At 41.8% G+C, this 20,086-nt stretch carries 24 protein-coding genes, 1 pseudogene, 1 riboswitch and 1 other annotated feature; of the genes and pseudogenes, 10 read left to right on the top strand and 15 right to left on the bottom strand.

Going from position 1 to position 20,086, the window contains the following annotated elements:
* Positions 1-192: 192 nt before the first annotated feature.
* From NSQ76_RS01560 to NSQ76_RS01540, 5 genes are all read right to left on the bottom strand, one after another.
* Positions 193-1,020 (bottom strand): aldo/keto reductase, encoded by an 828-nt coding sequence (locus NSQ76_RS01560; RefSeq protein ID WP_024427444.1) that lies wholly within the window; start codon positions 1,018-1,020, stop codon positions 193-195.
* Between the two features lie 81 nt (positions 1,021-1,101).
* Entirely contained in the window at positions 1,102-1,518 is a 417-nt protein-coding gene (locus NSQ76_RS01555; protein WP_341051945.1) for a DUF5301 domain-containing protein, read from the bottom strand.
* A 29-nt stretch (positions 1,519-1,547) separates the two neighbouring features.
* A complete protein-coding gene (locus NSQ76_RS01550) occupies positions 1,548-2,009 on the bottom strand; it encodes a DUF523 domain-containing protein (RefSeq protein WP_125587564.1) in 462 nt (153 codons plus the stop codon).
* Complete coding sequence (locus NSQ76_RS01545; protein ID WP_341051941.1) at positions 2,006-2,236, bottom strand: hypothetical protein; 231 nt, start codon at positions 2,234-2,236, stop codon at positions 2,006-2,008. Before NSQ76_RS01545 ends, NSQ76_RS01550 begins: the two co-directional genes overlap by 4 nt.
* Positions 2,237-2,346: 110 nt before the next feature.
* Positions 2,347-2,805: a MarR family transcriptional regulator gene (locus tag NSQ76_RS01540; RefSeq protein WP_024424416.1), complete on the bottom strand. Its 459-nt coding sequence runs from the start codon at positions 2,803-2,805 to the stop codon at positions 2,347-2,349.
* Positions 2,806-3,006: 201 nt separating this feature from the next.
* On the opposite strand from NSQ76_RS01540, the gene NSQ76_RS01535 reads away from it, so the two are divergent.
* A complete protein-coding gene (locus tag NSQ76_RS01535; protein WP_285706960.1) occupies positions 3,007-3,774 on the top strand; it encodes a GNAT family N-acetyltransferase in 768 nt (255 codons plus the stop codon).
* A gap of 56 nt (positions 3,775-3,830) precedes the next feature.
* Here the strand turns inward: NSQ76_RS01535 and NSQ76_RS01530 are convergent, their stop codons facing one another.
* Positions 3,831-5,003, bottom strand: a complete 1,173-nt coding sequence (locus NSQ76_RS01530; protein WP_341051934.1) for an MFS transporter — start codon at positions 5,001-5,003, stop codon at positions 3,831-3,833.
* Between the two features lie 77 nt (positions 5,004-5,080).
* Positions 5,081-5,180, bottom strand: a riboswitch (purine riboswitch).
* A gap of 149 nt (positions 5,181-5,329) precedes the next feature.
* Positions 5,330-5,525, top strand: a binding site (T-box leader).
* Positions 5,526-5,567: 42 nt separating this feature from the next.
* Here NSQ76_RS01530 and proS point away from each other — a divergent pair.
* A complete protein-coding gene (gene proS, locus NSQ76_RS01525; RefSeq protein ID WP_341051932.1) occupies positions 5,568-7,001 on the top strand; it encodes a proline--tRNA ligase in 1,434 nt (477 codons plus the stop codon).
* Between the two features lie 144 nt (positions 7,002-7,145).
* Positions 7,146-7,322 (top strand): hypothetical protein, encoded by a 177-nt coding sequence (locus NSQ76_RS01520; RefSeq protein WP_162860209.1) that lies wholly within the window; start codon positions 7,146-7,148, stop codon positions 7,320-7,322.
* Positions 7,323-7,357: 35 nt separating this feature from the next.
* On the opposite strand, the gene NSQ76_RS01515 is transcribed toward NSQ76_RS01520, so the two are convergent.
* The 7 genes from NSQ76_RS01515 to NSQ76_RS01485 all read right to left on the bottom strand — a co-directional run bounded on the left by NSQ76_RS01515 (position 7,358) and on the right by NSQ76_RS01485 (position 11,433).
* The gene (locus NSQ76_RS01515; RefSeq protein WP_341051930.1) at positions 7,358-8,134 is read right to left on the bottom strand and encodes a sulfite exporter TauE/SafE family protein; all 777 of its coding nucleotides are present in this window, start codon (positions 8,132-8,134) and stop codon (positions 7,358-7,360) included.
* A gap of 58 nt (positions 8,135-8,192) precedes the next feature.
* Positions 8,193-8,423, bottom strand: coding sequence for a sulfurtransferase TusA family protein (locus tag NSQ76_RS01510; RefSeq protein WP_024427452.1), 231 nt, complete (start codon positions 8,421-8,423; stop codon positions 8,193-8,195).
* Between the two features lie 33 nt (positions 8,424-8,456).
* Entirely contained in the window at positions 8,457-9,584 is a 1,128-nt protein-coding gene (locus NSQ76_RS01505; protein ID WP_341051928.1) for an MBL fold metallo-hydrolase, read from the bottom strand.
* 14 nt (positions 9,585-9,598) lie between these two features.
* On the bottom strand, positions 9,599-10,153 hold the full coding sequence (locus NSQ76_RS01500; RefSeq protein ID WP_024427454.1) for a sulfurtransferase TusA family protein: 555 nt from the start codon (positions 10,151-10,153) through the stop codon (positions 9,599-9,601).
* 47 nt (positions 10,154-10,200) lie between these two features.
* Entirely contained in the window at positions 10,201-10,554 is a 354-nt protein-coding gene (locus NSQ76_RS01495) for a rhodanese-like domain-containing protein (protein WP_111927592.1), read from the bottom strand.
* Positions 10,555-10,566: 12 nt separating this feature from the next.
* Positions 10,567-11,049 (bottom strand): DsrE/DsrF/DrsH-like family protein, encoded by a 483-nt coding sequence (locus NSQ76_RS01490; RefSeq protein WP_111927593.1) that lies wholly within the window; start codon positions 11,047-11,049, stop codon positions 10,567-10,569.
* A 123-nt stretch (positions 11,050-11,172) separates the two neighbouring features.
* Complete coding sequence (locus NSQ76_RS01485; protein ID WP_003217059.1) at positions 11,173-11,433, bottom strand: metal-sensitive transcriptional regulator; 261 nt, start codon at positions 11,431-11,433, stop codon at positions 11,173-11,175.
* A 183-nt stretch (positions 11,434-11,616) separates the two neighbouring features.
* On the opposite strand from NSQ76_RS01485, the gene NSQ76_RS01480 reads away from it, so the two are divergent.
* Together NSQ76_RS01480 and NSQ76_RS01475 are read left to right on the top strand one after the other, a co-directional pair.
* Positions 11,617-12,123, top strand: coding sequence for a hypothetical protein (locus NSQ76_RS01480; RefSeq protein ID WP_328699013.1), 507 nt, complete (start codon positions 11,617-11,619; stop codon positions 12,121-12,123).
* 40 nt (positions 12,124-12,163) lie between these two features.
* The gene (locus NSQ76_RS01475; protein ID WP_025092498.1) at positions 12,164-12,772 is read left to right on the top strand and encodes a transglutaminase-like domain-containing protein; all 609 of its coding nucleotides are present in this window, start codon (positions 12,164-12,166) and stop codon (positions 12,770-12,772) included.
* 53 nt (positions 12,773-12,825) lie between these two features.
* Here the strand turns inward: NSQ76_RS01475 and NSQ76_RS01470 are convergent, their stop codons facing one another.
* A complete protein-coding gene (locus tag NSQ76_RS01470; RefSeq protein ID WP_151863103.1) occupies positions 12,826-13,662 on the bottom strand; it encodes a helix-turn-helix transcriptional regulator in 837 nt (278 codons plus the stop codon).
* 103 nt (positions 13,663-13,765) lie between these two features.
* Between NSQ76_RS01470 and fabF the strand changes: the two genes are divergently transcribed.
* Together fabF and NSQ76_RS01460 are read left to right on the top strand one after the other, a co-directional pair.
* Positions 13,766-14,998 (top strand): beta-ketoacyl-ACP synthase II, encoded by a 1,233-nt coding sequence (fabF, locus tag NSQ76_RS01465; protein WP_341051919.1) that lies wholly within the window; start codon positions 13,766-13,768, stop codon positions 14,996-14,998.
* A 132-nt stretch (positions 14,999-15,130) separates the two neighbouring features.
* A complete protein-coding gene (locus NSQ76_RS01460) occupies positions 15,131-15,355 on the top strand; it encodes a DUF255 domain-containing protein (protein ID WP_341051917.1) in 225 nt (74 codons plus the stop codon).
* Here the strand turns inward: NSQ76_RS01460 and NSQ76_RS01455 are convergent.
* Entirely contained in the window at positions 15,326-16,774 is a 1,449-nt protein-coding gene (locus tag NSQ76_RS01455) for an aminotransferase-like domain-containing protein (RefSeq protein ID WP_341051915.1), read from the bottom strand. The genes NSQ76_RS01460 and NSQ76_RS01455 overlap by 30 nt on opposite strands.
* Before the next feature lie 135 nt (positions 16,775-16,909).
* On the opposite strand from NSQ76_RS01455, the gene NSQ76_RS01450 reads away from it, so the two are divergent.
* The 3 genes and pseudogenes from NSQ76_RS01450 (at position 16,910) to NSQ76_RS01440 (ending at position 20,041) form a co-directional block, all read left to right on the top strand.
* A complete protein-coding gene (locus NSQ76_RS01450) occupies positions 16,910-17,821 on the top strand; it encodes a DMT family transporter (protein ID WP_341051912.1) in 912 nt (303 codons plus the stop codon).
* Positions 17,822-17,966: 145 nt separating this feature from the next.
* Positions 17,967-18,148 (top strand): annotated as a pseudogene (locus NSQ76_RS01445) (DUF255 domain-containing protein); the annotation flags it as partial.
* A 9-nt stretch (positions 18,149-18,157) separates the two neighbouring features.
* Positions 18,158-20,041: a thioredoxin domain-containing protein gene (locus NSQ76_RS01440; protein ID WP_341051908.1), complete on the top strand. Its 1,884-nt coding sequence runs from the start codon at positions 18,158-18,160 to the stop codon at positions 20,039-20,041.
* The last annotated feature ends 45 nt before the right edge of the window (positions 20,042-20,086 follow it).

Below are 20,086 nucleotides of genomic sequence, written 5' to 3'. Positions count from 1 at the left end.
TACATACCTAAAGGCAATGTCGGCGGCTCAATTCCATAAAACGGAAGGGCCTTTCTTCTCATATATTCGATGGTTTGATTGGAGACTATGTAAAGAAAAGATTATCGACGCCATTCAACTCATTGAGGCCTTTCAACATCAAAAAACTGCACATAAAAAAGCACAGGCATCACACCTGTGCTGTTCTTTCGATTAAAAATCAAAGTTATCTGGATCTGGACCTGTGCGCTCATCTTCATTGAGCTGATCAATGACACCCATCTCACGTGCGGACAGCTCGAAATCGAAGACTTGTGTGTTTTCGATGATTCGGCTCTTCGTCACAGATTTTGGAATGGTGATAATGCCATGCTGCAAGTCCCAGCGAAGAATCACTTGGGCTACTGACTTGTCATGTTTTTTCGCGATATCTTGGAGAACAGGATGGTTTAGAAGCTTCCCGCTTCCTAATGGCGACCACGCCTCAACATGAATTCCTTTCGACTTGCAGTAGTCTCGTAAAGGCTCCTGCGTCAGCTTCGGATGCAGCTCGATTTGATTCACCATTGGCACAACTTCTGCCTCTTCCAATAAATCCTCTAAATGATGCTGATGGAAATTACACACTCCGATCGCTCGAACGCGTCCATCCTCATATAGTTTTTCTAGCGCTTTCCATGTTTCTTTATATTTGCCTTCAACTGGCCAATGAATTAAATAAAGGTCTAATACATCTAGCCCCAGCTTGTTCATACTTGTTTCAAAGGCTTCGAGTGTTGATTCATAGCCTTGATCATTATTCCAGACCTTTGTCGTAATGAATAGATCATCGCGAGAGATGCCTGATTGCTGAATGGCTTTGCCTACCCCTTCTTCATTTTGATAGGCGGCTGCTGTATCAATGCTGCGGTAGCCCGCTTCAAGAGCGTCTTTGACTGCATTTACAGCCTCATCCCCATCTTTTACCTGCCATACACCAAAGCCTAGCTTCGGCATTTTTACTCCGTTTGCTAATGTGACTGTATCTGTTAATCCACTCATCAAACAAACCTCCGCTTCATTTTTAACTACCAAGCACTATACCCTAATTTTCGATTGATTATGCATGAAATTCTGGCTGAGCTATTTGATATATTTTCCTATATCAACTTGATTGGTGTCAATGATTTGATATTCGCTGATCCGATTTTTTGTTTTAGAACCATCATATGTTTCTAAATAAGCTTGATCGTAAAAGATGAATCCGTATGTCGCTTTGCCATCCTCTAACACCCTGATCCAATAAGACTCTTTTGTGTCTTTTTTAGAGTCATTCACCTTCTTTAATTTCATACCTGAAAATTCCTTCAGCAGCTTTTGAATATCCTCTTTCTTTTCCACTTTAACACGCTCATTATCATGCTCAATTTGAATCGAAGTCACCTTGTTCTGATCAATTGAGGCCACATCATCAAAAGAGTATGTATTTGCATTGATTAGAAAATAAATACCAATTCCTAATAAAATAATGACGACTAAACCAATCATCCACTTTTTCAACCTAACTCCTCCTTCTATTCACACCACACCTATAAAAACAGTGAAGTCCAATCATCCTCCTCAGAAAATACCTGAATTCCGTGCTGTTTAAGCAAAGCGGATGTCACTCCATCTCCAGCTTTTGTCCCCCCGTTAAAATCTCCGCGATAAATCATCCGGCTGCCGCAGGAAGGGCTGTACTCTTTTAACACAACTGCCGTCGCTTTCAGAGACTGAACCTGTTCCAGCGCGGCCTTCGCGCCTTTTACATACATCTCCGTGACATCATTTCCATGTACATCAATCACGGAGGCGAGGCCCTGTAATACATCATGTCCGTCTCCGCCAATGATTTCTGCGGGAGGCCTTGGCGTGGAAAGGCCGCCAAGCAGCTCAGGACAAACTGTGACCGCCTTTCCCTCCTGAACAAGCTCCTCAATTCGCTGATCTAATCGATGGCTGCCATTATAACGAACCTTCAACCCAGCAAGACAAGCACTGACGACAATCATGTATGTTCCTCACTTTTTTTGCTGACTTTAAAATAAATACATACAGGCAAGAAACATATCGTATTCACCAAAAAGGGCAGAGCACAATACAAAGCAGCAGCCCAAATTGATCCTTCAACTCCTGTGATGCCAAAAAAATAAACAAATAATAGCACGCTGACAAACAATCCCACGAATGGCATGATGAATACGTATTTTTTATAATTTTCTATCATTTCTTTCTCCAATGAGCTCCCTCCCTTTCATCATGGCTAAGAACAACGTCAATATATGTTAATTTTACCATAAAAAAACCGAAACCATCATCTCCCTTTGTGCGATGGTTTCGGTTTTTTAACTATATCTTTTCTTTCCAAGCCTTTAAGAAGCGCTCAATCACTTGTAATTCATCTTCATGAAACTGGTGGAGAAATTCTAAATAGGACGTGACTGCTTTATCATGTAGTTCATCATGCAGCGCCGCCAATTGCTTGCCTTCCTCTGTCAAAGAATAATAGACAGATTTCTTATCACCTTGCCGGTGGCAATAGTCCACCATGCCTTTTTCAATTAGTTTTTTCACAGCCTTTGTAATAGCTGGCTTTGATAGTTTTAGCTGTTGAGATAGAAATGTATTGTTTGATTCGTTTGGATTGGCTTGAATCATCGATAAAATGTGAAGCTGTGTGAGTGTCCATTCTTGTTTGAGTGTATCAGTCGTGGTAATCAGTGGATCTGTTGGATCATTCCGTCTCTTTTCCCTATGCATAATCAGATCTTGAATCGCTTTTAATACAATCTGCTCTTTTGTTTCCATCTGAACCTCCACTCTTAACTGGTTAATAAAATGGTACTAATAATGAAGAAAGGAGTCAAAAGAAATGTCGATGTGAGTAAAATAATAGGACATCAGACCTGAAAATTGCATATGCACTTTTTTACTAGATTCTCCTCATCCTGTCACATGCTATAATCATGGGGATGTCATCCAATTTATCATAATGAAAAGGTGATCTAAATGAATCCTGAACAACAAATGGCCATTCACCAGTTAGAAGAAAAGATACATCTGTTTTCCTCTGCTGTGAACGGAGCCTTCCTTGCATCTGACGATTTCGTTCTATCAAATACTCATATATCGACTGACACGTTCAATTTGCTCTTACCGACATCAGCTCAAATCCAAGATCCAAAAAAAGTGAAAATGGCCATTGAACACATGCGGTCACAGAAACTCATCTTCAGCACATGGATCGATCACCGCTTACTCTATCCTGATTGGACTGATTTATTAAAGGAATATCAGCTTCAAGAGGTCGAACGCAATACCATCATGATGCTTGAGCATACAGGTGACATTGATCCAGTCACATCCTCAGCACTTACAATCAAGGAAGTACTTGATGAGCAGACACTATTTGATTACAAACATATCTTTATTGAACTATTCAAAGGATCGACTGAGGCCGCCGCCTTAGAAGACTATTTCCAGCGTTTTTCGATTGAAGCATTGCACTCAAAAGCTCGCATGTTCGTGGGATATGAACACCACAAGCCGGTCACAACAGGCTTATTATTCGAGACAAACGCCAGCTACGGTATTTACGATGTCATGACTAGGGCAGAACACCGCGGCAAAGGACTTGGCAGTGACATGTTTCATTACCTTCTGACCCAGACAGAGAATAAACAAAAGTGTGTCATCCTACAAGCTTCAGCTGACGGCAAAAACATTTATCAACGTGCCGGCTTCCAACCAATCGGCGAAATGGCCGTCTTTGAATAAAAAGTACTTTTTATGAATTTGAAATGAACGTAAAAAAGCTGCCTAAAGTTAGGCAGCTATTCAGCATGATGCTGACGATCCGTATAAAGCGGCGGTCTCTTCAGCGAAATCACCGCACAGCTAAAAGCAATCAGTACAAACACAGCACCGAATTTAGCCAGATCAACAGATGAACCGGTCATCGTAAACATGACTCCGCCAACCGCTGATCCAATCGAAATGCCGATTTGCAAGGCCGACGTATTTAAGCTCTGCTGAATATCCGACGTGACAGGATCTGTTTGAATCAAATAACTCTGCAAAGCAGGCGTCAGTGCCCAGCTGAGCGCACCCCAAAGGACAACCATGACCATAAAGAGCGCGAACACCCCCGCTGTATAAGGAATGGTAAACATGACAACCGCAAACGCGATTGTCACAAGCAAAATGGCTTTCCCTGAACCCAGTTTGTCACTCAGCCAGCCGCCAAATCCATTCCCACCTATCGACGCAAGTCCGAAGATCAAATAACAAATACTAATCCAAAACGGGGTCATATGCAGAACTTCCATCAGAAATGGAGTGAAATAAGAATAAAGCATATAATGGCCTGCAAGCATAAACAAACTGATCAAGTGTGCACTAAAAATTTTCGGATGCCCTAAAGAACGAATCTGCTCTCTAAGAGGCGTCACTTTTTCAACAGGCATTTTTTCCAATAGAAAATAGATCAGCACCATCGATATGGCAGAAAGAATACTGATTCCTAAAAACATCACTCTCCAGCCAAAGCTCTCTGTAATAAAAATACCGATCGGTACACCGAGAACAAGCGAAGAACTAATCCCAATAAAAATCAGCCCTAATGCCTTTGCACGATGCGCTGGTTCCACCAATTTGGCAGTGATCGTCAAAGATAATACCACCACAAGCGCTGTGCTCATGGCAATCAACACCCTTGATATCATGACAAGGGCAAAGGTCGAACTAAAATAAGTGAACACATTCCCTAATGTAAACACCAATAACGCGATTAAATAAAGGCGCTTTCGTTCGATTTTGGCTGTAGCGGTCAGCAGCACGGGTGCTGAAATGGCATACACAATCGCAAATACCGTAATGAGCTGTCCGGCTGTTGCAAGAGACACATTCAAATCCTCTGCAAGACTTGGCAGAATGCCCCCGACCACAAGCTCAACTAATCCAACTGCAAAGGTAGAAACGGCTAATAAAAATACTCTCCAGTTCATGTCTAACATCCCTTCTGTATATCATCGCTTTCACTTTTGATACAGGGTGCAGACAAACAAAAAAACCCTGATTACAAAAAAGGAAAGCGCGCTTTTGTAATCAGGATTTATCGGATCCTGGTAGAAACCCTCAAACCATATTATTGAGGTTATACAAGTCTATTTTTTTCTTCAAATATATTAGCATAGCCTTTCATAACTCGCAAGCTGAAAAAATAGAAAAATACTGCCATTCCGTTACCTAAACAAAAGGCGCCGTAAAAGGAATCAGAACAGCTTGCTTTCTCCTCCATTTACAGGTAAACTGATGAAAAATCAACGAACGAGGATCAACGTAGATCTGGAATAGTAGCTTGAATCGATCTTTAACAGAGAGGGAACGGTGCTGAGAAGTTCCTACTGACATCTTCAAGTGAACCTGCCGATTTAGTTCTGTTTCATACAGCGGTTCATACCGTTATCATGATTGAGTGTAAAGCTGTGCTTTAAATTAGGGTGGTACCACCAGGAATGGTCCCTAACTTAAAGTACAGCTTTTTTGTTTTAAAAAAGGAGGAACCTGCAATGTCAAAGAAACAATTTGTTGAGAAAATTACAAGCATGGAAGACGACTTTGCCCAGTGGTATACAGATGTTGTCACAAAGGCGCGGCTCGTCGATTATTCAAGCGTGAGAGGCAGTATGATCATTCAGCCGTACGGCTTTAAAATCTGGGAGAATATTCGCGACGAACTTGACCGCCAGATTAAAGAAACGGGTCATGAGAATGTCTATATGCCGCTCTTTATCCCAGAGAGCCTGCTTCAGCAGGAAAAAGATCATATTGAAGGCTTTGCTCCTGAAGTGGCGTGGGTGACACATGGCGGTGAATCCGAATTACAAGAAAGGCTCTGCGTCAGACCGACCTCTGAAGTGCTGTTCGCTGAGCATTACAAAAACATTATTCATTCCTACCGCGATTTACCGAAGCTATATAACCAATGGGCCAATGTCGTCCGCTGGGAAAAGACAACACGTCCCTTCCTCAGAACCCTTGAATTCCTATGGCAGGAAGGGCACACGTGCCATGAGACTGAGCAAGAAGCGGTTGAAGAAACAGAAAGAATGCTTCACATTTACGCTTCTCTTTGCGAAGATCTCCTTGCCATTCCTGTCATTAAAGGGAGAAAAACAGAGAAGGAAAAATTCGCCGGCGCTCGCTTCACCTATACGGTTGAAAGCTTGATGCATGATGGAAAAGCGCTGCAAACTGCCACTTCTCATTTCTTCGGGAACGGATTTGCCAAAGCATTTGGCATCGAATTCTTAAACCGTGAAGGAAAACTAGAGCACGTCCAGCAAACCTCTTGGGGTTTCACAACAAGAATCATTGGCGCTATGATCATGGTTCATGGCGATGACAGAGGGCTCGTCCTCCCGCCAAATATTGCGCCAACCCAAGTGCGTATCGTCCCAATCGCTTCTCATAAAGAAGGTGTGCTGGATCATGCCTACGAATTGAAGAATCGACTCGCCCGCATCGCACGTGCTGACATCGACGCAAGCGATAAACAGCCAGGCTGGAAATTTAACGAGTGTGAAATGCAGGGTATTCCGCTACGTGTAGAAGTAGGACCAAAGGACATCGAAAAAGGACAGGTGATGCTTGCAAGACGAGACACTGGTGAAAAGCAAGCTGTCACGTTAGATGCCCTTGAACAAACCATCACAGCAACGCTTGAAGACATCCAGCGGACGATGTACGAAAAAGCGAAAGAACGATTACATGAAAAGACATCACACGCCCACACAATCGAAGACATCGAGCAAATTCTTGCGGAAGAAAACCGATTGATTAAAGCCATGTGGTGCGGTGATGAGGCCTGTGAAAACGACATTAAAGAAAGAACAGGTGCGACCTCACGCTGTATTCCATTCGAACAGGAAACCATTTCTGACACATGTGTCTGCTGCGGAAAGCCTGCATCTGATATGGTGTTCTGGGCGAAAGCCTATTAAGAATATGAACGATAAAGAAGCATCCCTCATGATGCTTCTTTTTTTGTTAAAAAGACCCAAACACCCATTGACCTCACCTGCATGATCCCCTATAATTCATATTAATATAATCGGTTTTTAAGACTTTAACTGGAGTGGTGATACATGAAACGCTGGCCCTCATTCTTTGCCGAACGCTGTCCTAAATGTAAATCAGCATTAGAAGTCTCAAAGTCCAATGCCCTGCAAGGCAAAGTCGTGAAAACATGTCCCAACCTTCATTATCAAAAAGAGTACCACCCAGCACTAGAAACGTATATCGAGCACGATGACGTCCAATAAAAAAGACCAACATGCTTGCTTTGTTGGTCTTTTCTTTATAAAATATCCAGCCAAATTTTGACCGCTGTCGCCGTAATCATCACAGCAAGTGTCCATTGCAAGTAGACGGCGTTGATTTTCTGACCGACCTTCGCACCAATCGGAGCTGCCATCAAACTTGCCGCCATCAGCACAACAGCAGGAAGAAGCATGACCTGACCCGTCAATACCTTTCCAGTCGATGCGCCTATCGCAGAAAGAAACGTAATCGCAAGTGACGACGCAATCGTCATCCGTACAGGAATTTTTAAAATAGACAGCATCACAGGCACTAAAATAAATGCGCCGCCTGCACCTAATACCCCTGAAACACTGCCAATTACAAAGGCAATACCTGATGCCAGTCCTTTATGAAAAGTGACTTCTCCTTCTGCGTCTGGACGCTGTCCTTTTTTCGGAATCAGCATGAGAATAACCGCCACAATGGCGAGTAATCCATAGACGAGATTCATCCCTTTCTCCGGCATAAAATGTGATACATAACTGCCTAATAAGCTGCCCGCTAATATACTGCTTCCCATATATAAAATCAGCGAGCGATGTAAAAATCCACTTTTCCGATAAGCAAGTACACCACCCAGTGTTGAAAAAAGCACTTGAATGGCGCCAATCCCTGATACCTCGTGTGCTGATAGTGCCATCACACCGAGAAGAGGCGGGATATAAAGAAGCATGGGATAGTTGATCACAGATCCGCCGATCCCCACCATTCCTGATAAGAAGGAACCAATACATCCGATGATAAAAAGAGTAATCAAAAATGCAAAATCCACGCTGGTCTCCTCCTTTGCAAAAGGAAAAGGGGATCTTCAGCAGATACCCCTACATCCTTTAGGACCCTTTTCTCATCCAGAACTTCAGCACGTGACCTTCTTCTGTCTGCGTGATCAATTCATGTCCGCTTGACTTCGCCCATGCGGCCAAGTCAGCTTTAGCCCCTTTATCTGTTGCATGTATTTCTAAAACTTGACCTTCCGCCAAGTCGTTCATTTTTTTCTTCGTTCGAATAATCGGCATTGGGCATGCGAGCCCTGTTACGTCTAATAGTTGATCAGATGTCATTTAATCGTTCCTCTTTTCTTATTTTATTGGACATTATCGAATCGCACAACGGTTTGGACCCATTTCCATTTCACGTTGCTCTTCCACATCTGGGTTCAGCTTCCCCATATTGGCTTGACGAATCTCTTGGAAGGCATGCGGCTGTACAGGCAGACCTTCCGTCACCATCTTTCTAAACACATGTTGATCTTCAATATGGAGCCCATGATTTTCTTTTAAAAGTGAGCCGAGCTCCTTCCAAACACTGCCGTCTTCATTCATTTCTTCGATGGTCATGAAGTGCGCAGGCAGAACGATGTATTCCTTTGAAAACGCCATATACCGTTCATAAAGCGTCTCTCTCAAATCATCTACCCAGTCCTCCGCCATTCCAGCAAGATCAGGTCTTCCAATTGAATCAATAAACAAAATATCACCTGAAAGAAGATATTGATTGTCTACGATAAAAGATGTTGAGCCGATTGTATGTCCCGGGGAATAAATGGGTTGAATATCAATAGAAGCTGTTCCAATCGTTATCTGCTGTCCTTCTTCAAGACGTTTATATTCAAAGGTTACCTCTTCTGCATCTTTTGGCGGCAGCCAGTAGATGGCACCCGTTAGTTCAGCCAGCTTTTTCCCACCAGAAATATGATCCGCATGAAGGTGAGTATCCAGCACATGCGTCACAGAGACATCATGCTTTTTCGCAAAATCGATATAGACCTCCGTCATTCGAGCTGCATCTACAACCGCGGCTTCTCCATTGGACACGATCATATAGGACAGACACCCTTTGCCCATCCGTACAAATTGATACAGCTCTCCGCCGCCGCTTAAATTACCTATTTTCACTGGTTCTAGATGCTCACTCCATGCCTTCATGCCTCCCTGCAAATAGTGAACAGGCACGCCAGCCTCTGACAGCATCTCCGCCACCAGGATAGAGGAACCTTCCTTGGCACAAACCACCAATACTTCACGGTCACTAGGAATGTGCTGTAAAAGGTCCTCTACTCCGTCAAGCAGATCAAAATAAGGCACATTCAAATCAACGATTGCTTCCCCTTCAATCTTCCAGTCCTGCACATTTGCTTGATTTCGCACATCTAGCAAAAAGAGCGGCTCTTTGCCCACGATCTTTTTTGTTAACTGCTCTGCAGTCATGGCTTTTACCGTCATGTTTTATTCAGCTCCTATTTTTCAATGGCTCCTGTCCAGCTATTCATGCCTGGCACCACATTGATTAATTGTTGAAATCCTTTCTCTTTTAGCTTTTGCGCAGCTAATTCACTTCTTCTGCCTGAATGACAGATGAGATAAATGTCCGATTCTCTTGTTAACTCCTCAGCACGATGTTCCACCTCACCAAGCGGGATATGAACAGCTCCTGGGATATGCCCCGCTTCGTATTCATCCAGCTCTCGTACATCCAAAATAAACAGAGATTGATCTTCTTTTACCTTCTGTTGAAAGGCATTCAAAGATATTTCCGAAATCATAGGCTCTTCCTCTTGCGCTCCGCCCTTACGAATCAAATGATGGAGCACCTGACCTTCTACTTTTGTTCCTAAAAACTCATGGCCGGCACTTTTTGACCAAGCCGCTAAATCCGCTGCTGATCCTTTATCGGTAGCTTGCACTTCAAGTACATCTCCTGGCAAAAGCTCATTCATTTGTTTTTTTGTTTTCACAATCGGCATCGGGCATGCCAATCCTTTTGCATCTAAAATGACTGTTGGTTGCTGCATGTGATGTCCTCCTTTATATAGGGGTGGGGGTATATTTTTATACGTGCTTAATGCCAAGCATTCATACCACCCTTGATGTTTGTAATATGAGTAAATCCTTGCTTCTTCAATATTTTCGCTGCCTGCATACTTCTCATTCCGCTTTGGCATATCACGTAGATCTCTTCATTTTTCTCAAGCTGAGAAGCTCGTTCTTTTAACTGAGGTAAAGGAATGTTTCGAAACCCTTTAATATGGTTTGTTTGAAATTCTACTGGAGATCGTACGTCAATGAGCTGTTGACCTTTGTTTTTCAGCCTTTTCTTCATATCGGCTGCATCCATTTGGTTCACACCTCGAACCGGAAGGAACCGGCTCACGAGTAAGCCAATCACCAGGACGAACAAAATCGCTTGAATCATTTCATCACCTCACTAAATAAATAAATTCACATTCCCGATTTCAGCCTCTGCTAAATAAGCGGCGACACCAGCATATTGAATGTCATCTAATAATTCTTTCTCCTGCAGCCCTAAAAGGTCCATCGTCATTGTACATGCTACGAGATTGATCTCCTGTTCCTTTGCCATATCAATGAGCTGCGGCAAGGTCATGGCATTGTGCTTTTTGATGACGTGCTTAATCATCTTTGGGCCCATTCCAGCAAAATTCATCTTTGAAATGCCCATTCGATCAGCCCCGCGCGGCATCATCTTGCCAAACATTTTTTCTAAAAAACCTTTTTTCATTGGCACCATTTCATCCTTGCGCAAGGCATTCAGCCCCCAAAAGGTATGAAAAATCGTCACTTCATGATCATAGGCTGCTGCACCATTGGCAATAATGTATGCCGCCATCGCTTTATCATAATCTCCACTAAATAGCACAATCGTCGTGCGTTTCTTCTGTCCTTCCATTCTGCTCCTCCTTCATCATTACCCATGGGGGTATATAAAAACCAAAAAATATATACACATACCGGTAAGGGTATATTATAACAAGTAAAAAAATCCGTCAACCTTCAAAGGCTGAAGAATTTCTTACCGGCTTTTCACCAATAGCTCAACCGCTTCTTTCACAAGCCCCTCCGTATCCTTGCCTTGTTCAAGGCTTTCACGGACACATTGTTCAAGATTTGTACTCACAATCACACCCATTGCACGATCAATGGCATTGCGTGATGCAGACAGCTGCGTCACCACCTCGCGACAATCCTTTCCCTGCTCCATCATCGCAAGAACCCCTTTAATCTGCCCCTCAATCCGGCGAAGACGGTTCTTCATCTGTTGATTATATTCCATTCACAAATACCCCTTTCTATTCTTTCTATGAACAGATAGTATACCCTAAGAGGTATTTAGTCAAACGACTTGCCCTTCTCTTTTGTAGAGAACGTATGTGAAAAGAATTGCACATTCCACCATTTATTGATAAAAAGAAAATAATCAACGAACGAGAAATCATTGAAGAAAAGAGGACAGCCCATGACTTTACATCATTATATCGGATCAAACAAAGAACTGCCGCTTGGTACCATTGGTCAAAATCCTACCTATAAACCATTCTCTGAACTCAATATCAACATGTTTGATAAAAAACAAAAAAAGCCAAAAACCTATCAAAAAGAAGAACTTTTGATAGAAGTATTTGAAACAGAAGAGGATTTCGAAGGCATTCACATTGATTATCTAGATACCGTCTATGAAGCGGTAAGAAACAAATTCACGCATCCTTTTGTTTATGAATTAGACATCATTCATTCTCTTCGTGCACTTTTTAAATTCATTGAAAAAGAGCTGTCAAAAGGAGAAACCATCGAAATCTATTCTTGTGTAGATGGACTCGAAACGAAAGAAAAGGATGATCAATTGGATGTAGAAATTGACCTAAGCAAAAAACGGTTTGGAAAACATATCGATTTTAAAGAGATCGATGAACTGATTGATATGTTTGAATTAGAAAACTTACAATATGTGTTGGTGAAGAAATAGACCTCCTGCGGTAAAAGTATAGAGAAAAGGGGACATCATCATGAACTTGACATGTGAATCTAAAAATTTTGATGATTATTTATGTGAACTAGCTGAAGTTGATTATTCTCATCCTCTTATTCGAGCAAAATCAAATGAACTTTTCAATCCATTGCAGACAGAAATAGAAAAAGCAAAAGCAGCCTATGAGTTTGTTCGAGATGAAATTCCCCATACATGGGATATCCAATCCAAACGAGTGACTTGTCATGCATCAGAGGTATTAACTTATAAAGAGGGAATTTGCTACGCAAAATCGAACCTATTAGCTGCTCTATTGCGCTCACAAGGAATACCCACAGGTTTCTGTTACCAGCGATTAATGTTGTTCGATACGCCAGATAAAGGATATTGTATTCACGCATTAAATGCAGTATTTCTGCAATCACTTAATAAATGGATTCGATTAGACTCTCGTGGCAACAAAACAGGAATTGATGCTCAATTCTCACTGGATCATGAAAGATTAGCTTTTCATACCCAACAAGAATTAGATGAAGTCGACTATCCTTTGATATATGTAAGACCCCATCCAAAAACAATGAGTATTTTAAAAGAACATACAGACGCTATTGAGATGTATCAACACCATTTACCAGAAAAGATATAGGCTTGGGATCTATTTTATATTAAATGCACTCAATAACTTCATCCAAACGATAGCTAGCCTTCAATCAAACGTTTTAACTTAAGCTCCGTTTCAGTATCCTCCACTGGAGTATAAACGCTGCATCTTAAATCAGTATCCCCATACACTTGTAATGAAGTTAGGTTAAACAACATTTTACCTGCCTTAGCATGACGAAATTCAATTAATACTTCAGGTGCATAGCTGATCTCATTTTCATTCCAGATTTTACGAAACTCAGGATATGCCTGCTCCATTTCTTCTATAAATTGCTCATACCAGTCATCTGCCACATACTGTCCATAATACGTTCTAAATATGGCAATATATCCTCTAACAAAATGCTCCCAATTCACCGCTAAACTTTTAAATTCCTTTCTTGCGAATAGTAAGCGTATGATATTCCTTTCTGCCGGATTGATTTGTTCAAAGTCCAAAAATACATTCGCAGCTGCTTGATTCCAGCCAACAATCTGACTTCTTCTATCCGATACAATCGTCGGGCAATAACGAAGTTCCTGCAAAATTTTCACTAAAGCCGGACTGATTTCCTTCTCATTCTCAATGATAAAGGATTGTTTCACTCCTTCCTCTAACGCTAAAGCGTACAAATATCTCCTTTCATCGTTATTTAATTGTAATGCTCGAGAAATCGCATCTAATACCGAAGTCGATACTTTTATATCTCTGCCTTGCTCTAACCATGTATACCAAGTAAGACTCACACCGGCTAGTTGAGCCACTTCTTCTCTTCTCAGTCCTGGTGTTCTTCTGCGGGTTCCTACAGGTAAACCAACCATTTGGGGCGTAATTTTCGAACGTTGGTTTTTTAGAAATTCTGATAATGCTTGAAGTCTTGTTTCAGGTTTCATGAAGATCTCCCTTTAAAATATTATTAATTATACTAGGATAAACAACAACTTGTAATAGGATAACACAATGGCTAAAGTTAATAAAAACAAGGAGGGAATGATCATGAAAAGAGTTGTCATTACTGGAATGGGAATTATTTCTCCACTTGGAAATGATGTAAATAGCTTTTGGAATCAACTAATCAAAGGACAATCGGGAATATCTCTCATTGATTCTTTTGATACAACTGATTATAAAACAAAAATAGCTGGAATCGTTCGTGATTTCGATGCAGATGAAATATTGGGAAGAAAAGAAGCAAAACGATTAGACCGTTTTAGTCAGTTTGCCTTAGCAGCAGCCGAACAAGCATTAGAAAATTCGCAATTACAGTTAGATCAAGTTGATCTTGAACGTTTAGGCGTATATGTTGGTTCAGGAATCGGGGGAATCCAATCGCTTGTTGATCATGTCAATGTATTAGATAAACGAGGTCCCTCAAGAGTAAGCCCCAGCCTTGTCCCCATGATGATTTCAAATGCAGCTGCGGCCCAAATCAGCATTAGATTAGGGGCACAAGGGCCATCATTGTCACCAGTCACAGCTTGTTCTATTGGGAACACCGCTATTGGTGAAGCTTTCAATGCGATCCGAAATGATGATGCAGATATTATATTTGCCGGTGGAGCAGAAGCTGCTGTTTCACAGATATCTTTGGCCAGTTTTGGAAACGCACACGCACTATCTACTAGAAACCAAGACCCAAGCCGGGCCAGCCGTCCATTCGATACAGATAGAGATGGCTTTGTGATGAGTGAAGGCGCAGGTATCTTAGTATTAGAATCATTAGAAAACGCGATTCTTAGAGATGCGCCGATATTATGTGAAGTAGTTGGGTACGGAGCTAGTTCAGACGCTCATCATATGGTAGCATCCCATCCAGAAGGTAAAGGTGCCTACTTAGCCATGAAAAAAGCATTGAGAAGTGCAAAACTATCAACAGATGACATTGATGTTATTAGTGCTCATGCAACAAGTACACAAGTAGGTGATCGTTCAGAAGTTCTAGCTATTAAGAAATTATTTGGTGAACGTTCAGGTGAAATTCCAACAACGGCAAACAAATCAATGACAGGGCATATGTTTGGTGCTGCTGGCGGAGTAGAAGCCATTGCTTTAGTGGAAAGTTTGAGACGAGGAATGATTCCGCCAACTATTAATGTAGAGAATCAAGATCCAGACTGCAACTTAGATGTTGTATTAGAAGCGAGACAGCTTCCATTGAAATATGGGCTATCCAATTCTTTTGGTTTTGGAGGACATAATTCAGCCATCTTGTTAAAGCATTACGATTGATGTAGCTATCAAGGGTTTATAGCCCTTGATTTTTTTCATTTTGGGAACACTCACAGACAAATGATGACGAGCCTCAGCAATCTGATATATTAAATGGAGAAAAGAGAATACTAAAAAACATTTAGAAAGAAGGTGACCCATGTCAAACAACGAAACACCCAACCCACTCATGAAAAATCAACATACCTCCTCCAGCACGCCCACAACCCAGTTCACTGGTACCCGTGGGGGCAAGAAGCCTTCGACAAAGCCAAACGTGAAAATAAACCAGTGCTTGTCAGCATTGGTTACGCCACTTGTCACTGTCTTTTAGTATTCATTATATATTTATCTGCTTGCCAATTCCTTAATCATTAAACCCAATTCATAAATTCCCTTTTGCAGGTCTTCAAGAGATGCATAAGCATATGATAAGCGAATATAGTTCCCCTTTTCTTGAGCATAGATACTGCCGAGATTGAGAAGTATCCCTTTTGTCAAAGCTTTTGTATAAAGTGATTTCATAGATAGTGGAGGCAATATTTTTACCCAGACAAAGAATCCTCCCTTCGGAATATTCCATGTAGCAACATTCTTCAAATTGGTTTCTAAAAGACTCATGACCAATTGCCTTCTCACCTTTAATTGACTTCTTACCTGTTCTAGATGTTGTTGGTATTCACCGGATGTAAACCACTCTGCCGCTACTCTTTGGGATAACGAACTGGAGCCGTAATCTGTTTGCATTTTTATGTCGGATAAACGTTCAATCACTGATTCTGGACCGACGATCCATCCAATTCTTAAGCCGGGGCTTAATGTCTTAGATAAACTGCCTATGTAAAGCACATGTCCATTTTTATCTATTGTTTTAATAGGATTTGGAGGAATCTCATCGATCCATAACTCACGATATATGTCATCTTCAATAATGGGAAGCTGTGCATTCTCACTTGCCGCAAGTATTTCTTCCCGTCGCCGTTCTGACATTGAGATACCGGTTGGATTATGAAAACAGGGATTTGTATATAATATAGCCCTCCCCCGCTCCCCCCTTGCCACGTGGATATGTTCCGGCAAAAGTCCATCATTATCCATAGGAACTCCAGTCAGCTTCATACCGGCTGATTGAAATACGTGTAATGAATAAAGATAGGACGGCTGGTCAAGATAAACGGTCGATCCCCTTTGTAAAAGCCCCATTGATATCAGCTGTAAGGCTTGCAGTGCACCCGAAACAATAAGAATGGAAGAGGATGAACTTTGAATTCCGATTGTTCTTAAATAGCCACTTAATGCCTCTCTCAAAGGTAAATATCCTTTTGGTTCCTCATATCCGAATGCCTCTATGTTTTGAGATACCTTTCCCATCATCTCTTTCATAGCAGTTAAAGGAAAAATCTCCTTTGAAAGTTCTCCTTTACTGAGCTGTATAAGATCAGAATTTGATTCTGATTTATTGATCTCTTGAACGATTTTTTGGCTTGGCCGCTGGATTCCAGAGATTACATACTGATCCCAATCGGGGGCGGAATTCTTAGCCAAAAGTGTCCATGTATTGTTCGTAACAACCGTCCCTTTTCCCATTCTGCCTTCGATTAATCCGTCCGCCATCAATTCCTCTAAAGCTGTAATTACTGTGCTCCTATTCACCTCAAAGTGTTTGGCAAGCGTGCGCTGGCTTGGAATCTTACTTCCAATCGGCCATTCTCCATTTCCTATTTTATCTTTTATAAATTGAATGATTTGTATGTACTTAGGAAGCTTTTTCATCCTTCTTTCTTCTGAAGCGCTCATAAAAAGTATCCTCCTTAAAAACTAAAGTGGTTGGGTCAAAATCTATTTAACTGGTTGAAGTCATATCATCAAATCTTTATTAGTATAGAAACACATTAAATAACTGGTTGGTTTTTGTAAAGAGGAGTGAGAAAAATGCGAAAGAAAACAATTCGAATCGGCATATCTTACAGTCTGATGATTGGGTTGTGGGCATCAGCTTTCCCGGGAATTCGCGCGGGTTTGGAGAGTTATACGCCGGAACACCTCGCTTTGTTTCGCTTGTTGATTGGGTCAATGGCATTGTTGGTTTTTGCTGTTTTGACTCATATGCATTTACCCGACATGAAGGATATCCCTGCTATTTTATCTTTAGGATTTTTAGGTTTTACACTATATCACATTTTGCTGAATATCGGAGAAAAAACAGTCAGCGCAGGGGTAGCAAGCTTACTCGTGACCATGACACCTATTTTTTCTGCAATGTTATCTCGTCTGTTTTTTGGTGAACATTTTGGTTCTTATAAATGGATCGGCTCTATTATAAGTTTATTGGGTGTGTCGATCATTTCACTTGGGGCGGGAAACTATACAAATTCAGTGAACGGCATTTTGTTAATCCTGCTGGCAGCATTTTCGGAGAGTATTTATTTCGTTTTTCAAGCCCGCTATATAAAAAAATATGGATTTATTCCATTCGTTACATTCACTATTTGGGGCGGGACAATACCTATGCTTCTATTTCTGCCTGGCTTAGGGGAAGAGTTTTTGAACGCTTCAATGAACTCAACTTTGTCTATCGTTTATTTAGGTTTATTACCAACGGTTGTGCCTTACTTTGCACTTGCGTATGTAACTTCACTTGTCGGTGCTTCAGAAGCAACAATTTCACTTTATTTAACACCAGCCGTAGCCTTGGCCATTTCTTGGGTGTGGTTAGGTGAAGTACCTACGTTTATTGCACTGACAGGCGGGATGGTTACAGTCGTCGGGGTGTGTTTCTCCTATCTAACAGTAAATAAAAAGATAAAGATTTTAATTCCTTATTTCTTATCTAAAAAGCATTAAGGTGATGAAGTTAACCCTGAAAATAGAGTCATAAGCAGTTCTCCTTTTTAATAACTTGGGTTTGGTTCACAAAATGGAGTGTATGAATTTTTTTAGGGAATTATGGTATGTTAAACGTACAAATTAATAGAAAGCAGGTGATCCCATGCCAAACAAAAGTAAACCCAATAGATTAATCGCTGAGAAGTCTCCTTATTTACTTCAACATGCTCATAACCCTGTGGACTGGTTCCCTTGGGGAGAAGAAGCATTTGAAAAAGCGAAACGCGAAAACAAGCCTGTTCTCGTATCTATTGGGTATGGATAACCAAAGGAACATGTCACTGGTGCCACGTCATGGCACACGAAAGCTTTGAAGATCAACAAGTCGCTGACATCTTAAACGAGCATTTTATTTCGATTAAAGTCGATCGTGAGGAGCGTCCAGACATCGACTCTATGTATATGTCTGTTTGTCAGATGATGACGGGGCAAGGCGGCTGGCCGCTCAACGTGTTTGTCACGCCGGAGCAAAAGCCTTTTTATGCGGGGACATATTTCCCAAAGAGAAGTGCATACGGGCGTCCTGGCTTCATCGAGGCACTGACACAACTGCTGGATGCGTACCATAACGACCGGGATCATATTGAATCATTGGCTGAGAAAGCGACAAATAACTTGCGGATTAAAGCAGCTGGGCAGACAGAAAACACACTGTCTCAAGAGGCAGTTCACAAAGCCTACTATCAGCTCATGAGCAGCTTTGATACGCTATATGGCGGATTCGGCTCCGCACCAAAATTTCCTGCACCTCATATGCTCTCATTTCTAATGCGCTATTACGAATGGACAGGGCAGGAGAATGCGCTGTATGCAGTCACGAAAACGTTAGATGGAATGGCAAATGGCGGTATATACGACCATATTGGGTCGGGCTTTTCTCGTTATTCGACGGATGAAAAATGGCTTGTGCCGCATTTTGAAAAAATGCTGTATGATAATGCCCTGTTGATGGAAGCTTACACAGAAGCGTATCAGCTCACCTCAAAACCTGAGTATAAAAAGCTTGTCCAACACCTTATCCAATTTATTAAACAAGATATGATGAATCCGGGCGGCTCCTTTTATTCAGCGATAGATGCAGATTCTGAAGGGAAAGAAGGGCAATATTACGTCTGGTCAAAAGATGAGATCATCACCCATTTAGGGGAGGAACTTGGCGCTTTATTTTGCGACGTCTATCACATCACAGAAGAGGGGTACTTTGAAGGGGAGAACATCCCTCACACCATTTCTACCTCTTTTGAGGACATCAAAGCCTCTTTTTCGATCGACGATAAAACCCTTCAATCCAAGCTGCAAGAAGCCCGGCATATTTTACAATCAGTCAGACAGCAGCGACCCGCGCCGCTTGTCGATGACAAGGTGCTTACATCTTGGAATGCGCTGATGATCGCAGCTCTCGCCAAAGCAGGAAGGGTCTTTGATGAAGAGGAAGCGATCCATATGGCGAAGCAGGCGATGTCTTTTCTAGAAACACATCTTGTTCAACATGAGCGGCTCATGGTCCGCTACAGAGAAGGTGACGTGAAGCATCTCGGCTTTATCGAGGATTATGCGCATATGCTAAAAGCCTATATGTCTTTATACGAAGCGACCTTTGAATTAGATTGGCTGGAAAAAGCCACAGCCATTGCCGAGAACATGTTTGAGCTGTTTTGGGACAAGGAAAAAGGGGGCTTTTTCTTCTCAGGATCAGATGCGGAAGCGCTCATCGTTCGAGAAAAAGAAGTGTACGACGGTGCCATGCCTTCTGGCAACAGCACTGCACTCAAGCACCTTCTCATGCTAAGCAGACTGACCGGACGTCAGAATTGGCTAGACACATTACAGCAGATGTTCCAAGCCTTTTATGTCGATGTCTCTTCCTACCCAAGCGGACACACAGCGTTTCTGCAAGGGCTCCTAAGTCAATATGCCACGAAAAGAGAAATCATCATTCTCGGAAAAAACGGCGACCCTCAAAAAGAACAGCTTTTACAGGCGCTTCAAAAACGCTTCGTGCCATTTGATATCATATTGACTGCCGAAACAGGGAAAGAATTAGCGAAGCTCGCGCCCTTTACAAAAGATTACAAAACAATCGATGGCAAAACCACCGTGTATATTTGTGAAAACTACAGCTGCCGCCAGCCAATCACCGATATCGACGAAGTGATGGAACAATTATTCCACAATTGAGTTTGTCATGAGATGACTATGAGAAGACAAAATGAGGACAAACAG

It is taken from the genome of Bacillus sp. FSL M8-0256 (assembly GCF_038005765.1).
GTDB lineage: Bacteria > Bacillota > Bacilli > Bacillales > Bacillaceae > Bacillus > Bacillus safensis.
This window is presented reverse-complemented; position numbering and strand designations above follow the sequence as displayed.

What these genes read in the sequence shown, in the direction of transcription:
- NSQ76_RS01490 (WP_111927593.1), bottom strand. Translation starts at nt 11,049, where the DNA reads ATGGAAGGACAGAAGAAACGCACGACGATTGTGCTATTTAGTGGAGAT.
- NSQ76_RS01505 (WP_341051928.1), bottom strand. Translation starts at nt 9,584, where the DNA reads ATGACGGTAAAAGCCATGACTGCAGAGCAGTTAACAAAAAAGATCGTG.
- NSQ76_RS01540 (WP_024424416.1), bottom strand. Translation starts at nt 2,805, where the DNA reads ATGGAAACAAAAGAGCAGATTGTATTAAAAGCGATTCAAGATCTGATT.
- NSQ76_RS01440 (WP_341051908.1), top strand. Translation starts at nt 18,158, where the DNA reads ATGGCACACGAAAGCTTTGAAGATCAACAAGTCGCTGACATCTTAAAC.
- NSQ76_RS01535 (WP_285706960.1), top strand. Translation starts at nt 3,007, where the DNA reads ATGAATCCTGAACAACAAATGGCCATTCACCAGTTAGAAGAAAAGATA.
- NSQ76_RS01510 (WP_024427452.1), bottom strand. Translation starts at nt 8,423, where the DNA reads ATGACATCTGATCAACTATTAGACGTAACAGGGCTCGCATGCCCAATG.
- NSQ76_RS01455 (WP_341051915.1), bottom strand. Translation starts at nt 16,774, where the DNA reads ATGAGCGCTTCAGAAGAAAGAAGGATGAAAAAGCTTCCTAAGTACATA.
- NSQ76_RS01485 (WP_003217059.1), bottom strand. Translation starts at nt 11,433, where the DNA reads ATGGAATATAATCAACAGATGAAGAACCGTCTTCGCCGGATTGAGGGG.
- NSQ76_RS01530 (WP_341051934.1), bottom strand. Translation starts at nt 5,003, where the DNA reads ATGAACTGGAGAGTATTTTTATTAGCCGTTTCTACCTTTGCAGTTGGA.
- NSQ76_RS01475 (WP_025092498.1), top strand. Translation starts at nt 12,164, where the DNA reads ATGAACTTGACATGTGAATCTAAAAATTTTGATGATTATTTATGTGAA.
- NSQ76_RS01470 (WP_151863103.1), bottom strand. Translation starts at nt 13,662, where the DNA reads ATGAAACCTGAAACAAGACTTCAAGCATTATCAGAATTTCTAAAAAAC.
- NSQ76_RS01560 (WP_024427444.1), bottom strand. Translation starts at nt 1,020, where the DNA reads ATGAGTGGATTAACAGATACAGTCACATTAGCAAACGGAGTAAAAATG.
- NSQ76_RS01500 (WP_024427454.1), bottom strand. Translation starts at nt 10,153, where the DNA reads ATGCAGCAACCAACAGTCATTTTAGATGCAAAAGGATTGGCATGCCCG.
- NSQ76_RS01550 (WP_125587564.1), bottom strand. Translation starts at nt 2,009, where the DNA reads ATGATTGTCGTCAGTGCTTGTCTTGCTGGGTTGAAGGTTCGTTATAAT.
- proS (WP_341051932.1), top strand. Translation starts at nt 5,568, where the DNA reads ATGTCAAAGAAACAATTTGTTGAGAAAATTACAAGCATGGAAGACGAC.
- fabF (WP_341051919.1), top strand. Translation starts at nt 13,766, where the DNA reads ATGAAAAGAGTTGTCATTACTGGAATGGGAATTATTTCTCCACTTGGA.
- NSQ76_RS01520 (WP_162860209.1), top strand. Translation starts at nt 7,146, where the DNA reads ATGAAACGCTGGCCCTCATTCTTTGCCGAACGCTGTCCTAAATGTAAA.
- NSQ76_RS01495 (WP_111927592.1), bottom strand. Translation starts at nt 10,554, where the DNA reads ATGATTCAAGCGATTTTGTTCGTCCTGGTGATTGGCTTACTCGTGAGC.
- NSQ76_RS01450 (WP_341051912.1), top strand. Translation starts at nt 16,910, where the DNA reads ATGCGAAAGAAAACAATTCGAATCGGCATATCTTACAGTCTGATGATT.
- NSQ76_RS01480 (WP_328699013.1), top strand. Translation starts at nt 11,617, where the DNA reads ATGACTTTACATCATTATATCGGATCAAACAAAGAACTGCCGCTTGGT.